General features: G+C 75.1%; 11 protein-coding genes. 3 read left to right on the top strand and 8 right to left on the bottom strand.

Going from position 1 to position 13,213, the window contains the following annotated elements:
- Positions 1-19 precede the first annotated feature (19 nt).
- From IE245_RS00380 to IE245_RS00395, 4 genes are all read right to left on the bottom strand, one after another.
- Positions 20-652, bottom strand: coding sequence for a PadR family transcriptional regulator (locus IE245_RS00380; protein WP_189944530.1), 633 nt, complete (start codon positions 650-652; stop codon positions 20-22).
- Positions 653-694: 42 nt separating this feature from the next.
- Positions 695-1,246 (bottom strand): DinB family protein, encoded by a 552-nt coding sequence (locus IE245_RS00385; RefSeq protein WP_189944531.1) that lies wholly within the window; start codon positions 1,244-1,246, stop codon positions 695-697.
- A 73-nt stretch (positions 1,247-1,319) separates the two neighbouring features.
- Positions 1,320-2,777, bottom strand: a complete 1,458-nt coding sequence (locus IE245_RS00390) for an aldehyde dehydrogenase family protein (protein WP_189944532.1) — start codon at positions 2,775-2,777, stop codon at positions 1,320-1,322.
- 94 nt (positions 2,778-2,871) lie between these two features.
- Positions 2,872-3,744 carry a Sco1979 family transcriptional regulator gene (locus IE245_RS00395; RefSeq protein WP_189944533.1) on the bottom strand — a complete coding sequence of 291 codons (873 nt, stop codon included), beginning with the start codon at positions 3,742-3,744 and terminating at the stop codon, positions 2,872-2,874.
- Between the two features lie 349 nt (positions 3,745-4,093).
- Here IE245_RS00395 and IE245_RS00400 point away from each other — a divergent pair, with 349 nt between their 5' ends.
- Positions 4,094-4,588, top strand: a complete 495-nt coding sequence (locus IE245_RS00400) for an ATP-binding protein (RefSeq protein WP_189944534.1) — start codon at positions 4,094-4,096, stop codon at positions 4,586-4,588.
- 81 nt (positions 4,589-4,669) lie between these two features.
- On the opposite strand, the gene IE245_RS00405 is transcribed toward IE245_RS00400, so the two are convergent.
- The 3 genes from IE245_RS00405 to IE245_RS00415 form a co-directional block, all read right to left on the bottom strand.
- Complete coding sequence (locus IE245_RS00405; protein WP_030219358.1) at positions 4,670-4,882, bottom strand: DUF397 domain-containing protein; 213 nt, start codon at positions 4,880-4,882, stop codon at positions 4,670-4,672.
- 297 nt (positions 4,883-5,179) lie between these two features.
- The gene (locus tag IE245_RS00410) at positions 5,180-7,234 is read right to left on the bottom strand and encodes an FUSC family protein (RefSeq protein WP_189944535.1); all 2,055 of its coding nucleotides are present in this window, start codon (positions 7,232-7,234) and stop codon (positions 5,180-5,182) included.
- Positions 7,235-7,513: 279 nt separating this feature from the next.
- Positions 7,514-8,689 carry a DUF2786 domain-containing protein gene (locus IE245_RS00415; protein WP_189944536.1) on the bottom strand — a complete coding sequence of 392 codons (1,176 nt, stop codon included), beginning with the start codon at positions 8,687-8,689 and terminating at the stop codon, positions 7,514-7,516.
- A 341-nt stretch (positions 8,690-9,030) separates the two neighbouring features.
- On the opposite strand from IE245_RS00415, the gene IE245_RS00420 reads away from it, so the two are divergent.
- Together IE245_RS00420 and IE245_RS00425 are read left to right on the top strand one after the other, a co-directional pair.
- The gene (locus IE245_RS00420; protein WP_189944537.1) at positions 9,031-9,864 is read left to right on the top strand and encodes an ABC transporter ATP-binding protein; all 834 of its coding nucleotides are present in this window, start codon (positions 9,031-9,033) and stop codon (positions 9,862-9,864) included.
- Positions 9,858-11,864 carry an FtsX-like permease family protein gene (locus IE245_RS00425; protein ID WP_189944538.1) on the top strand — a complete coding sequence of 669 codons (2,007 nt, stop codon included), beginning with the start codon at positions 9,858-9,860 and terminating at the stop codon, positions 11,862-11,864. The genes IE245_RS00420 and IE245_RS00425 overlap by 7 nt, the downstream gene beginning before the upstream one ends.
- A gap of 323 nt (positions 11,865-12,187) precedes the next feature.
- Here IE245_RS00425 and IE245_RS00430 read toward each other — a convergent pair whose 3' ends face one another.
- Positions 12,188-13,105, bottom strand: a complete 918-nt coding sequence (locus tag IE245_RS00430) for an NADP-dependent oxidoreductase (protein ID WP_189944809.1) — start codon at positions 13,103-13,105, stop codon at positions 12,188-12,190.
- Positions 13,106-13,213 lie beyond the last annotated feature (108 nt).

Consider the following 13,213-nt stretch of genomic DNA (forward strand, 5'->3'; position numbering starts at 1 on the left):
TCGGGCTAGTCAAACTTGATTAATCTTCGACGGCGTCACCGGTCGCGTACGGGTTCTCCTGGCCCTCCGCGAGGACGCCCACGAACGGCTCGCCCTCCCCCGCGAAGGTGTACGCCCCGCCCTCGATCCGCTCGATCAGCCCGAGCGTCCACTCCCGGCCGGCGTCCGCCGAGTGCACCCAGAGGTGCATGATCTCGCCGATGTGGCCGAGCTGCTCCGGACCGCCCTCCGGGACGTAGTACTCCGTCACCGACGTCCGCCAGGCGTCCAGCCTCCGCAGCCGCTCCCGCAGCAGCTCCACCGCCTCCGCCCGCGGCAGGTCGACGACGAAGCCGACCGCCGCCGACAGCACGTCCATCCGCTGGTCGTAGGTGGCCAGCGCCTCCCGGAGCAGCCGCAGGTACTCCTCCCGGCCCGCCTCGGTGATCTCGTACTCGACCCTCGGCGGACCGCCGGCCGTGCTCGGCGCCAGCTCCTCGGCGCGCAGCAGTCCCTGCTTCGCCATCTGCTTGAGCGCGTGGTAGATCGAGCCCGGCTTGGCGTTGGACCACTCGTGCGCGCCCCAGTACTCCAGGTCGTTGCGCACCTGGTAGCCGTGGGCGCGGCCGTGCTGCTTCACCGCGCCCAGGACGAGAAGGCGGATCGCCGACATCCCCACGTACCCCTCTGGTCGATTCCGACCAGAGTAGGCGGGTCACGACCCCGCGGTACGACCGCTCTCCTCGGCGATCAGCGCGAAGGAGACCTTGCCGTCCAGGGACTCGCGGATCACGTCCGCGTGCCCGGCGTGCCGGCCCATCTCCTGCACCAGGTGCAGCAGCATCCAGCGGACCGAGACGCGTCCGCCCTCCGGGAACCAGGGCGCGGGCGGCAGCGGGAAGGTGTCGTCCAGGCTCGGCGCCGTGCGCACGAACTCCTCGGTCTCCTCGGCCACGCCGTCCCAGAAGGCGAGGACCTCGGGGATCGTCTCGCCGTCGACGAGCCGGAAGGCCTCGCCCCAGGTCTCCTGGGTCCGCTGCCTCTCGTTCTCCCGCCGCTGGGCGAGGCGGAGCCAGTTCAGCTCCACCTCGGCCACGTGCTTGACCAGGCCGGAGAGGCTCAGCTCGCTGGCGCTGGGCCGGCTCGCCGCCTGCTCCTCGGTGAGGCCGAGGAGGGCGCGGCGGAGCGCGGCGCGCTGGGCCTCCACGAAGTTGAGGAACGCGCCGCGCTCGTCGCCGGGGGCCTCCGCGGGAACAAGAGCCACCATGATGTGTCCGCCTTCCGTCGTCTTCCTCGGGGTGCGTCACCCACGGTACGGAAGGAGTAGGACGGATTCCGTCCTAGAAGGGGAACCGGCTCCGGCCGTGCTGGATGGAGATCCACTTCTGGGTGGTGAAGGCCTCGATCATCGCGTCGCCGTTGAGCCGCCCGATGCCCGAGTGCTTCTCGCCGCCGAAGGGGACGATCGGCTCGTCGTGCACGGTGCCGTCGTTGATGTGGATCATGCCGGTGTGGATGCGCCTGGCGACCCGCACGCCCCGCTCCACGTCGGCGGTGTGGACCGCGCCGCTGAGCCCGTACGGGGTGTCGTTGGCGATCCGCACGGCCTCGTCCTCGCCGTCGAAGGGGAGGATCAGGGCGACCGGGCCGAAGATCTCCTGGGAGAGGACGGGGGCGCCGGCGGGGATGCCGGTCAGCACCGACGGGGAGACGACGTTGCCCTCCACCCCGCCGCGCAGCAGCGCGGTGGCGCCCGCCGCGACGGCCTGCTCGACGGCCCCGTCGACCGACTCGGCCTGCTGGGAGTTGATGAGCGGGCCGATGTGGGTGGCGGGGTCGGCCGGGTCGCCGACGCGCAGGGTCCTCACCTTCGCCACGAACTTCTCGGTGAACTCCGCCTCCACCCGCCGGTCGACCAGGACGCGGTTGGCGGCCATGCAGACCTGCCCCTGGTGGACGAAGCGGCTGAAGACGGCGGCGTCCACCGCGTAGTCGAGGTCGGCGTCGTCGAGGACGATCAGGGCGCTGTTGCCGCCGAGTTCGAGGACGGCGTGCTTGAAGTTCCGGGCGCAGACCTCGGCCACGTGGCGGCCGACCTTGTCGGAGCCGGTGAAGGAGATGACCTTCGGGACCGGGTGGGTGAGGAGCGCGTCGCCGATCTCGGCGATGTCGGTGACGACGACGTTGAGCAGGCCGGCCGGGAGGCCCGCCTCCTCCAGGATCTTCGCGACCAGGGTGCCGCCGCAGATCGGCGTGTTCTGGTGCGGCTTGAGGACGACGGCGTTGCCGAGCGCGAGCGCGGGGGCGACCGACTTGAGGGAGAGGAGGAAGGGGAAGTTGAAGGGGGAGATGACGCCGACGACGCCGACGGGGAGGCGGTAGACGCGGTTCTCCTTGCCGTCGACCGGGGACGGCAGGATGCGGCCCTCGGGGCGCAGCGCCAGCTGGACCGCCTCGCGCAGGAACTCCTTGGCGAGGTGCAGCTCGAAGGCGGCCTTGAGGCGGGTGCCGCCGAGCTCGGCGACGATCGTCGCGGCTATCTCGTCCTCGCGGTCCTCGACGATCCGCAGGGCCCGCTCGAAGACCTGGCGGCGGACGTACGGGTTGGTCTCGGCCCAGGCGGCCTGCGCGCGCTCGGCGGCCCGGTAGGCGAGGTCCACCTCCCCGACGGTGGCCACCGTGATCGAGGCGAGCTTCTCCCCGGTGTACGGATCGAAGTCGATGATGTCCCAGGAGCCGCTGCCCGGCTTCCACTCGCCGTCGATGAACTGGTGGGCCAGGTCGGTGAAGTGCGACATGGACGGTGAACCCCTCTGCCGGCTGCCGGTCACCCGGGCGCGCGCGGGCGCCCGGCCGCCGGGGCTACTGATGCGCCGTCATCGTACTGATGTATCAGGAGAGTTGGAGGAGGCCCCGGAGAAGATCACGACTTTCGGCCGGATCCGGGCTGTCCTTCGCCAGCTTCTCCATCACCGTGCCGTACTGGGCGACCTCCTCGCGCTTGTCGAGGTAGAGGGCGCCGGTGAGCTGCTCCAGGTAGACGACGTCGGAGAGGTCGGACTCGGGGAAGCTGAGCATGGTGAAGGCGCCGCTCTCGCCGGCGTGCCCGCCGAAGCTGAACGGCATCACCTGGAGCGTGACCCCGGGGTTCTCCGAGACCTCGATGAGGTGCTTCAACTGGCCCCGCATGACGGCCCGGTCCCCGTACGGGCGACGGAGCGCGGCCTCGTCGAGGACGACGTGGAAGTGCGGGGCGCGCTCGGAGACGAGGACCTTCTGGCGTTCGAGGCGGAGGGCGATCCGGCGGTCGATCTCGGCGCGCGTGGCGCCCGGCATGCCCCGGGAGACGACCGCGTGGGCGTACTCCTCGGTCTGCAACAGGCCGTGCACGAACTGGACTTCGTAGACCCGAATGAGGGAGGCGGCCGCTTCGAGGCCGATGTAGGTCTGGAACCAGCCCGGCAGGACGTCGCCGAAGCTGTGCCACCAGCCGGCGAGGTTGGCCTCGCGGGCGAGACCCAGGAGCGCGCCGCGCTCGGTCTCCTCGGTGACTCCGTAGAGAGTGAGCAGATCCTCTATGTCCCTGGCCTTGAAGCTCACCCTTCCCAACTCCATGCGGCTGATCTTGGATTCGGAGGCGCGGATCGAGTAGCCGGCGGCCTCGCGGGTGATGCCCCTCGATTCGCGCAGGCGCCTCAACTGGGAGCCCAGCAGGATCCGTCGGACGACGCTCCCGCCCGCTCCGTTCATTTCGCCTGCGGTCACGGCTCCAGCCTTCCCTTCACGGTGACGAGCCCCCGTTCGAGCCCCGGATTCTGCCACCAAACGCTTCAGCGCGTACACATCCGATTACGGAAGGGGAGGCGCAGGGGTGAGATCCGGACGGAAGGCGGCGCGCCCGTGTCAAGAAGATTTCCACAGATTCACCACAGGGTCGGACAGGTCCGGCATCCGTTCCCCGCGTGCACGTGCATCTGCCCTTGCATCCCGTCGGCGCATTCGGAACCATGGACCCGCGCAGCCGCGTACTCGTTCGCGTTGTCGTGTTGTCGCAATGTTTCGCACTGCTTGCACCGTTGTCGCACCGCCACCGCGATTCCCGGGAGTGCCTCGCATGGGGACGAATGGATCGACCGTGCTCGAGCCTTTACGGCAGGGTCTCCCGCCGATCGATCCCGGTGCCGTCTCCACCTCCGCCTCCTGCGCCCTTCCCGCCCGGTACGAAGCCGTGCGCGGGGCACGGAAGTTCACCAGCGCGACACTGGACAGCTGGGACCTCGCCGACCGCTTCGACGACGTGGCCCTCGTGGTCTCCGAACTCGTCACCAACGCCCTCCGGCACGCCGTCCCCGACGGCCCCGAGGACCCGCAGGCACCGCAGGTGCGGCTGCACCTGATGCGCTGGGCCTCGCGCCTGGTGTGCGCGGTGCGCGACCCCAGCCGGCAGAGCCCGGAGGCACGCGAGGGCGAGGAGGACTTCTCGGCCGAGTCGGGCCGGGGGCTGTTCCTCGTGGAGTCGTTCAGCGACAGCTGGGGCTGGCACCCGCTCGCCGGGACCCTGCAGGGCAAGGTCGTGTGGGCGCTGTTCCGGGTCGGGCCGGAGGAGTAGGGAAGCCTCGAGCACTACGGGGAAGGGCCCCGGCGGGTGACCGCCGGGGCCCTTCCCCGTGTCGGGTGTGCGGTCGTCGGGTCAGACGAGGTGGTCGAACTCCCCGTCCTTGACACCCAGCAGGAGCGCCTCGATCTCGGCCGGCGTGTAGACGAGCGCCGGGCCGTCGGGGTGACGGGAATTGCGTACGGCAACGTTTCCCCCCGGCAGTTTGGCGAACTCGACGCACGAGCCCTGGGAGTTGCTGTGCCTGCTCTTCTGCCAGACGACGCCTCGCAGCTCCGTCGCCGCCATGCCGTTGTACGCGTGGTGCGCGTGGTGCACTGGTAGCTCCCCGAGTTGCTTGGTACAGGTGTCAACTTCCCCGGATCATAGCTGCGTTCATATGCCGATGCATGAGCAGATGCACGTGCACGAGGCGTGGCGTAGCCGCTACGCCACTCAGCGTGCGGCCGCGGGGAGGTCCCCCGTGATCTTCCCATCCGGGTGGACGGGAACGCCGGGGAGGTGGTTCCCGGGGAGGCGGTTTCCCGGGGGCCGGGGGTCCCGGGCGGTGGTTTCCCGGGCCGGCCCTTCGGGGCCGGGCGCCGTTCAGGCGTCGGCGAGGGCCGCCGACAGGTCGTCCAGGGCGGCCAGGAGGAGCCGGGCCGCCTTGCGCAGCAGCGGGTCGGTGACCTCGGCCTCCCAGGCGGCGACGGTCGCACGGAGGTCGTCCCAGGCGGGGGCCTTCCGTTCGCGGACCGCCTTCGCGCCGCGTTCGGTGGCCTCGCCCAGCGCCTCCGCGAGGCCCGCGGCGGCGGGCAGGGGCGGGGCGCCGTGCTCGGGGAGGTGGGCCTCCAGGAGCATGGCGGCCCGCCCGAACTCGGCGATCGCCCGGCCCGCGCCCTCGGCGGCCGCGTGCGGGAGCCCCCGGTGCCGCACCGGCTCGTGGGTGGCCCGGGCCAGCGCGTCGTGCCAGGCCACGCGCGCGGCGCGAGCGGAGAGCAGGGCCTCGCGGACGTCCGGGCTGCCGGGCCCCGCGGGGTCGGCGTACCGGGCGGCGACGGCGGCGGCGTACCGCCCGGACGCGGTGAGCCAGTCGGCGAGCCTGCCGCGCAGCCGGGGCGTCTCCCAGGCAGGGTAGACCGCGTAGGAGAGCATCGCGAGGAGGCCGCCGAGGAGGGTGAGCAGGACCCGGTCCCGCACGGTCTGGGTGACTCCCGAGCCCTCCATGCCGAGCAGGAAGACGACGTACGCGGCGACGCAGACCTGGCTGACCGCGTACCCCGTCCTCATCAACAGGTACATGCCGAAGGCGCAGAGCACGGCGAGCCCGGCGGAGAGGTACGTCCCCGGGTGCGCGGTCCGCACGACGGCGGAGGCGAGCCCGACGCCGACGAGCGTGCCGCCGAAGCGGGCCACCGAGCGGGAGTACGTCTGCGAGAAGTCCGGCCGCATCACCATCACGGAGGTCATCGGCGCCCAGTATCCGTGCCCGAAGGGCAGCACCTGGCCCAGGAGGTAGCCGGCGGCGGTGACCGCGGAGACGCGCAGCGCGTGCCGCAGGACCGCCGAGCCCGGCCGCACCTCGGCCCGCATCCTCGCGACGACGAGCGGCAGGAGCCGCAGGAGGGTGGGGCGGGGGGCGGACGGGTCCGCCGGGTCCCGGCCGGTCTCCGTGCGGGGTTCGGCCGTCTCGACGACGTCGCCGAGGAGGGCGGTGAGGCGGAGGGCGGCGCGGTGGGAGCGGTCGGAGAGGATCGTGCCGGTGTCGGGGGTGCGGAGGGCGGCGACGGCGGCCGGGGGCAGCCGGACCGGTGCGCCGTGCCGGATGGCGTGCGCGGCGGCGTCGAGGACCTCGCCCGCCGCGGCGAGCAGCTCGCGCACCCGGTCGCGCTGCGGCCCCTCGGCGGGGGCGCCGACGGCGGGGTCGGCGAGCGAGGCGAGGACGGGCCGGATCCGTTCGGCGAGCCGCCGGGGCCCGTGGAGTTCGGCGGGCCGGCGGCGGGCCTGCCGCGGGGTGACGGCGGCGGCGGCGCTGCGGGCGGTCATCAGCGGGACCGGGTCGAAGGACGCGACCGGGTCGTGGCGGAGCCGGCGGGCGTAGTCCGCCTCCGCGGCGAGCGCGTCGGCGAGCGCGTCGCGCTGGGCGCCCCAGGGCCGGACGGGCAGCAGCACGACGAGCGCGGCCTGTACGACCCCGCCGGCGAAGATCGTGGCGGCGTGGCCGGCGGCGGTGGCGACCGAGGTGGGCAGGGTGACCGTGACCAGCATGATCGCCACGTTGGAGGAGGCGATGATGCCGGCGGTGGGCCCGACGGCCCAGGCGAGCCCGGAGAGGAAGGTCCACAGGACCAGCAGGGCGAGGAAGAGGAGCGTGTGCGCCCCGGTCAGGTACCCCAGGAAGGTGGAGGCCGCGAGGCTGGCGCCGGAGGCGAGCGCGAGGGTGGGCCGGGGCCGCCACGACCGCTGGAAGGTGGCGATGGCCGCCTGGAAGGCGCCGAACGCGGAGGACGCGGCGACGGCCGGCCCGAAGAAGGCCAGCGAGAAGCCGACGACGAGCGCGAGCCCGAGCGCCCCGCGGGCCGCGGCGACGGGAGCGAGCCGCCGCCGCTCGACGGTGAGTCCGGAGCGGGCGGTCTCCCTCAGCGCCCGGAGCCAGCTCATGATCCGAGCGTAGCGACGATCACCCCGTATGGCATGGAACCCGGCATTTCGCCCCCCGGGGTCCCGCCCTCGCCGAGCCGGGTCCGGTCCGGGATCCAGCCGCTGCCGGACCGTTTCCCGCCCCGGGCTTCAGCCTCTGCCGAGCCGGGCCGGGGCCGGCCCGGGGCCTGAGCCGGGGCCTGAGCTCAGCCCTTGTCGAGCCGGGCCGGGGCCGGGGCTCAGCCTCTGCCGGACCGTTTCCCGCCCCGGGCTTCAGCCTCTGCCGAGCCGGGCCGGGGCTCAGCCCTTGTCGAGCCGGGTCCGCCCCGGGGTCAGGGTGGCGGACTCGGCGGCGGTGGCGCCGTGGTGCCAGCCGTCCTCGTCCCACATCGCGCGGACCCGGGCGGCCCTCGTCTCCGGGAAGAGCTCGTCGGTGCGGGCCGTCACCGCGACCTCGCGGGAGGCGAGGACCGGCAGCAGGGTCGGGGCCTCGGCGGCGACCCGCCGGGAGGTCGCCTCGAGGCGGGCGCCGAGCCGGTTCGCGTACGCGAGCAGGAAGGACTGCCGGAAGGACTTGGTGCGCTTGCGACCGCCCTTGCGCTGCTCGGCCTCCGCACGGGTCATCGCGGCCGTCCCCTGCACGAGCAGCGAGGTGTACAGCAGCTCGACCGGGTCGAGGTCCGCCTCGAAGCCGACGACCGTCGAGAAGCCGTACGTCTCGTTCCACACCGCCCGGCAGTGGTTGGCGCTCGCCACCGCGTCGAGCAGGATCGCCTTCGCCTGCTCGTACGGCGGCTCCACGCCGACCCGGATCGCCCCCGGCGTCTGCGGCGACGGCGCGCCGGCGGCGAGCCCGGCCTCGTCGAGGCTGTGGCGGGCCATCAGCTCCTGCGCCTTCGCCGTCAGCGCCTCGGCCTCCTCCGGATAGCCGGTGGCCTCCGCCTTGGCGAGCAGCGCCCGGATCCGGGTGAGCATCCGCGGCTCGCCGACGGCCGCCGGCGGCAGCGTCTCGCCCGGTACGGGTCCCACCGCGTCGAGCCGGGGCAGCCGGACGAGCAGCCGGTACAGCTCCAGGACGGCGGTCGCGTACGAGAAGCGGTCGGCGGGCCCGGCCCCCTCCCCCGCCGCGTCGGTCAGCGCGTCGAGCTGTTCGCGCCAGCGCCGGGGCAGCGTCGCGTACCGCGCGGTCTCGGCCCGTACCAGGTCGCCGAGCAGCCGCAGATGCTCCTCCGCCAGCTCGCGGCGGACCGTCCGCGCCAGGTCGGCGGGCTGCCAGCCGCGCTCCCACAGGGTCCGTACGAACTCCTCGCCGCGCCGCGCGAGCCCCGCGTCGGTCCCCGGGTCGGCGGCGAGCAGGGAGGCGGCGGTGTCGAGGGAGCGGTCGTCGCGGGCGTGCAGCGACTCCCGCAGCGCCCGTTCGACGGTGGACTCCGTGGACTCGGTGGACTCCGTGGACCCCCGTGCCTCGTCCCGCATGACCGTGCCCTCTCCGTCCCCCGCGCCGACTCTTCTCCTCCGATGGTCTCAGGGCGGCGGGGCACGGCCGCCCCCGGGACGCCCGCCCGGGGCGGAGGTGGGCCCGGCCAGCCCCGGGACACCCGCCCCCGGCCGGGGGAAGCCCGGCCCTGCCCCGGGGACACCCGCCCCCACCCGGGAGGAAGCCCGGCCCCGCCCCCGGGGACGCCCGCCCCCACCCGGGAGGAAGCCCGGCCCCGCCCCCGGGGACGCCCGCCCCGGCCGGAGGTAGGCCTGGCCCTACCCCGGGACGCCCGGCAGACGGCGTGACCCGGAGCGGGCCGGAACGGTTCGCTGGAGCCATGACCAGGACCCTTTCTCCTTCCGCCCCCGCCGCCGTGCGGCTCAGGGGGCTCGTCCGGCGGCACGGGGACGTCCGGGCCCTCGACGGCGTCGACCTCGACGTCGGCGCCGGCACGTTCACGGCCGTCATGGGCCCCTCCGGCTCCGGGAAGTCCACCCTGCTGCGCTGCGCCGCCGGACTCGACCGCCCGGACGCGGGGCGCGTCGAGGTGGCGGGCACGGCCCTGGAAGGGCTCGGCGAGCGGCGGCTGACACTGCTGCGGCGGGACCGGATCGGCTTCGTCTTCCAGTCCTTCAACCTGCTGCCGACGCTGACGGCCGCGCAGAACGTGGCCCTGCCGCTGCGGCTCGCCGGCCGTCGTCCGGCGCGCGGCGAGGTCCGGGCGGCGCTCGCCCGGGTCGGGCTCGCGGGGCGCGAGCGGCACCGGCCCGCCGAGCTCTCCGGCGGCCAGTGCCAGCGGGTCGCCATCGCCCGCGCCCTGATCACGCGCCCCTCGGTCCTCTTCGCCGACGAACCGACCGGCGCGCTCGACTCCACGACCGGCGCCGAGGTGATGGACCTGCTCAGGGCCCTCGTCGACGAGGAGGGCCGGACGCTGGTCATGGTGACCCACGACCCGCTCGCCGCCGCCCGCGCCGACCGGGTCGTCTTCCTCGTCGACGGCCGCCTGGCGGACGAGCTGGCCGCGCCGACGGCCCCCGAGGTGTCGGCCCGCCTCGCGGCCCTGCGCCCGGCGGGAACGGCAGGAACGGCGGGAGTCGCTGGAGCCTCGGGAACGGCGGGAGTCGCTGGAGCCGCGGAGAAGACCGGAACGGCGGGTGTGCCGTGCTGAGTCTCGTCGTCGGCGGACTGCGGACGCGGTGGGCGTCCCTCCTGGGCGGGTTCCTGGCCCTCGCGCTCGGGGCGGGGATGCTGACGGCGACCGGACTCGGGCTCGCCGCCGCGCTGGACCCGCCGCCGCACGCCCCCGAACGGTTCGCGTCCTCGCCCGTCGTCGTCCTCGGGCAGGACCGGCTGACCGTGGAGGTCCGGCGCGGGCCCGGGACCGCGTCGGCCTCCCGGCCGCTCGACCGTCCACAGCCTGTGGACACCGGAGTGCTCCGCGAACTCCGCGCCCGCTGGACGCTCACCGGGGCGGGCACGGGCGCCCCGGACGCCGTCGGGCTGGACGCACCCGTCGCCGAGGTCAGGGCGGTCGTCGGCGACCGGGCGCAGGTGCTCACCGGCGCCGACCGCCGCCGCGCCGACCCCGGCCACGAGGACGACACCCGCGAACTCACCGGCCTCAACGCCCTCCTCGGCACCGCGGGCGGCGTCGCCGCCTTCGTCTCCGTCTTCGTCGTCGCCTCCGTCTTCGCCTTCTCCGTGGCGCTGCGCCGCCGCGAGTTCGGGCTGCTCCGCACGGCCGGCGCCACCCCCGCGCAGGTCCGCCGGCTGCTGCTCGCCGAGGCCGCGGTGCTCGGCGTCACCGCGTCCGCGGCCGGCTGCGCGCTCGGCGCCCTCGCCGCGCCGCCGATGGCACGGGCGCTGGTGGCCCGGGAGCTGGCGCCCGCGTGGTTCGCGACCGCGGCCGGCGGAAGCGCCGGATGGCCGTACCACGTGGCCTTCTGGACGGGGCTCGGCGTCGCGCTCGCCGGCGCTGCCGCCGCCGCCCACCGGGCCGGACGGACCGGCCCCACGGCCGTGCTGCGCGAGGCGGACGTCGACCGGGACGTGCTGCCGCCCGGCCGGGCGCTGCTCGGCGCCGGGCTGCTCGCGGCCGGGCTCGGCCTGCTGTCCTGGACGTACGGCACGGAGCCCGAGGCGCTGCTGAAGCGGAAGACGTACACGACCCTGCCGATGCTCCTGATCGGCGGCACGGCCCTGCTCGCCCCGCTCCTCGTGCGCCCCGTGGCCCGGCTGCTGCCGGTCCCCGGCGGCGGGGCCGTCGGGCTCCTGGTCCGGGCGAACGCCGCCGCCGCCGTGCGCCGCACCTCCGCCGTCGCCGCGCCCGTCCTGGTGACGGTGGCCCTCGCCGGCACGCTCTTCGGCGCCTCGGAGAGCGTGGCGCGCGCGAAGGAGACGGAGGCGCGGGAGCGGACCGCGGCCCCGTACGCGGCGGAGGCCGGCCCGACCTCCCTCTTCGTGCGGGACGGGGCCGAGGCGGTCGTGAAGTACCGGGCCCGCGCGGTCGCCGACCCGGCGGCCTTCGCGGAACTGGCGCGGCTCCCGGTGGTCGCGGGCGACCTGCGGGACCTGGACGACCGGTCGATCGTCGTCAACGAGGAGTTCGAACGGCGGCGGGTCGGCGAGGAGGTCGAGGTGTGGCGGGCGGACGGCAGCGGGCCCGTACGGCTCCGGGTGGCGGCGGTCCTGGCACGCGGCACGGGCGACAACGGCCCCTACGTGACCCGCGCGCAGGCCCCGGGCACGGCCCCGGACCGGCTGACGCCGGGCACGGAGCCCCGGCCCGTGAACCGGGCGGCCCGGACCGGCCTCCGCCTCCTCCTCGGCCTCACCCTCCTGTACACGGTGATCGCCCTGGCGAGCACCCTGCTCATGGCCACGTCGGTGCGCGGCGGGGAACTGGCCGCCCTCCGGCTGGCCGGCGCCACCCGCGCGCAGGCCCTGCGGGCGGTGACGGGCGAGGCGCTGCTCGCGGTGGCCGTCGGCACGGTCCTCGGCCTCGCGGTGACGGCCGCGGTCCTGGGGGCCCTGGGCGCGGCCCTCGCCGCCCTCTCGGCGCCGGTGACCCCGGCCCTGCCGTGGGCCGAGACGGGGGCGGCGGCCGCCGTCTGCGCCGCCGTCGCCGTCGCCGCCTCGGCCCTCCCCGCGTGGCGCCTCTCCCGCTGACCGGCGAAGGTGGAACAGGGCGGTGGCCGGGGTCGGAGCCGGGCCACCGCCCCGCCCGTGCCCGGGGCCCGCCCCGGTGCGGCCGGCGCCCTCGCCGCACCCCCCGTGTGGGCGGGCGTCCCGCCAGGGCGGTGGGGGTCCCCCTGCTCGAGCGAGGCCGAGAGCTTGGGAGAGAGGGTGGGCACACGGGACGGCGCCCGCTTGCCGCGCCGGGCTCCAGCGCCTGAACCCGCACCTGCTGTACGGCTCCGTACGGGCGCGGGTCCGGGCGCAAGAGCGGAAGCACCCACCGACGGTGCCGTTCCGCGGGATGCGCGGACCCGTCACGGGAGGAGGACCAGCTTGCCCCGGGTGTGGCCGGATTCGCTGAGTTCCTGGGCCCGCGCCGCCTCCTTCAGGGGCAGCGTGCCCGCGTGGCGCAGCCGAAGGGTGCCCGCCAGGACGCCCTCCGCCTGCGCCCGCAGCCACCCCCGCACCCGCCCGGGGTCCGTCTCGGGCACGCTGAAGAGGACCCCGTGCTCGTCCGCGTCCGTCGCGGCGATCGTCACGACCCGCTCCCTCCCCGCCAGTTCGATCGCGAGCGGCAGCACCCCGTACCCCGCGGCGTCGAAGACCGCGTCGACGCCCCCGGACGCCGCCGCCCGCACCCGCTCGGCGAGCCCGTCGCCGTACTCGACGGGAATCGCGCCGAGTCCCCGCAGGTGGTCGTGGTTCGCCGCGGACGCCGAGCCGACGACCGTGACGCCGGCGGCGACCGCCAGCTGCACGGCGATGGTGCCGACGATGCCCGCCGCGCCGTGCAGGAACAGCGTCTCCCCCTCCCGTACCGCGAGCTGCTCCAGGACCCGCGCCGCGGTCTCCCCGGCGACCGGCAGGCCGACCGCCGCCTCGAAGGACAGCCCGGCCGGCTTCGGCAGTACGCCGACGGCGCCGGCGAGGGCGTACCGCGCGTACCCTCCGCTCTTCGCCCAGCCGAACACCTCGTCCCCGACGGCGAGTCCGGTGACGCCCTCGCCGGTCGCGTCGACCGTGCCGGCCACCTCGATCCCGGCCACTGCGGGGAAGGTCGTCGGGTGCAGCGCCGTCATCAGGCCCCTGCGCGTCTTCCAGTCGACCGGGTTGACGCCCGCCGCCGCGACCCGCAGCCGCACCTCGCCGGGTCCCGGCTCCGGCACGGCGACGCCGGTCTCGTACCGCAGCACCTCGGGTCCGCCGAACTCCTCGAACACGATCGCGTCCATCGTCGCCGTCGCCATGTCGCCCTCCTCGTCAGCGCGTTCGCTTCTCCGCGAGCGCTTCTCGATGCCTTGACGGGCTCAAGCCTCCGCCCGCGCGCACCCCTTCCCGGC

This window comes from Streptomyces roseolus, from assembly GCF_014649855.1.
Lineage (GTDB): Bacteria > Actinomycetota > Actinomycetes > Streptomycetales > Streptomycetaceae > Streptomyces > Streptomyces roseolus.

Coding starts and splice junctions, on each gene's coding strand:
- IE245_RS00390 (WP_189944532.1), bottom strand. CDS start 2,777: ATGTCGCACTTCACCGACCTGGCCCACCAGTTCATCGACGGCGAGTGG.
- IE245_RS00410 (WP_189944535.1), bottom strand. CDS start 7,234: ATGAGCTGGCTCCGGGCGCTGAGGGAGACCGCCCGCTCCGGACTCACC.
- IE245_RS00420 (WP_189944537.1), top strand. CDS start 9,031: ATGACCAGGACCCTTTCTCCTTCCGCCCCCGCCGCCGTGCGGCTCAGG.
- IE245_RS00385 (WP_189944531.1), bottom strand. CDS start 1,246: ATGGTGGCTCTTGTTCCCGCGGAGGCCCCCGGCGACGAGCGCGGCGCG.
- IE245_RS00400 (WP_189944534.1), top strand. CDS start 4,094: ATGGGGACGAATGGATCGACCGTGCTCGAGCCTTTACGGCAGGGTCTC.
- IE245_RS00405 (WP_030219358.1), bottom strand. CDS start 4,882: ATGGCGGCGACGGAGCTGCGAGGCGTCGTCTGGCAGAAGAGCAGGCAC.
- IE245_RS00430 (WP_189944809.1), bottom strand. CDS start 13,105: ATGGACGCGATCGTGTTCGAGGAGTTCGGCGGACCCGAGGTGCTGCGG.
- IE245_RS00415 (WP_189944536.1), bottom strand. CDS start 8,689: ATGCGGGACGAGGCACGGGGGTCCACGGAGTCCACCGAGTCCACGGAG.
- IE245_RS00380 (WP_189944530.1), bottom strand. CDS start 652: ATGTCGGCGATCCGCCTTCTCGTCCTGGGCGCGGTGAAGCAGCACGGC.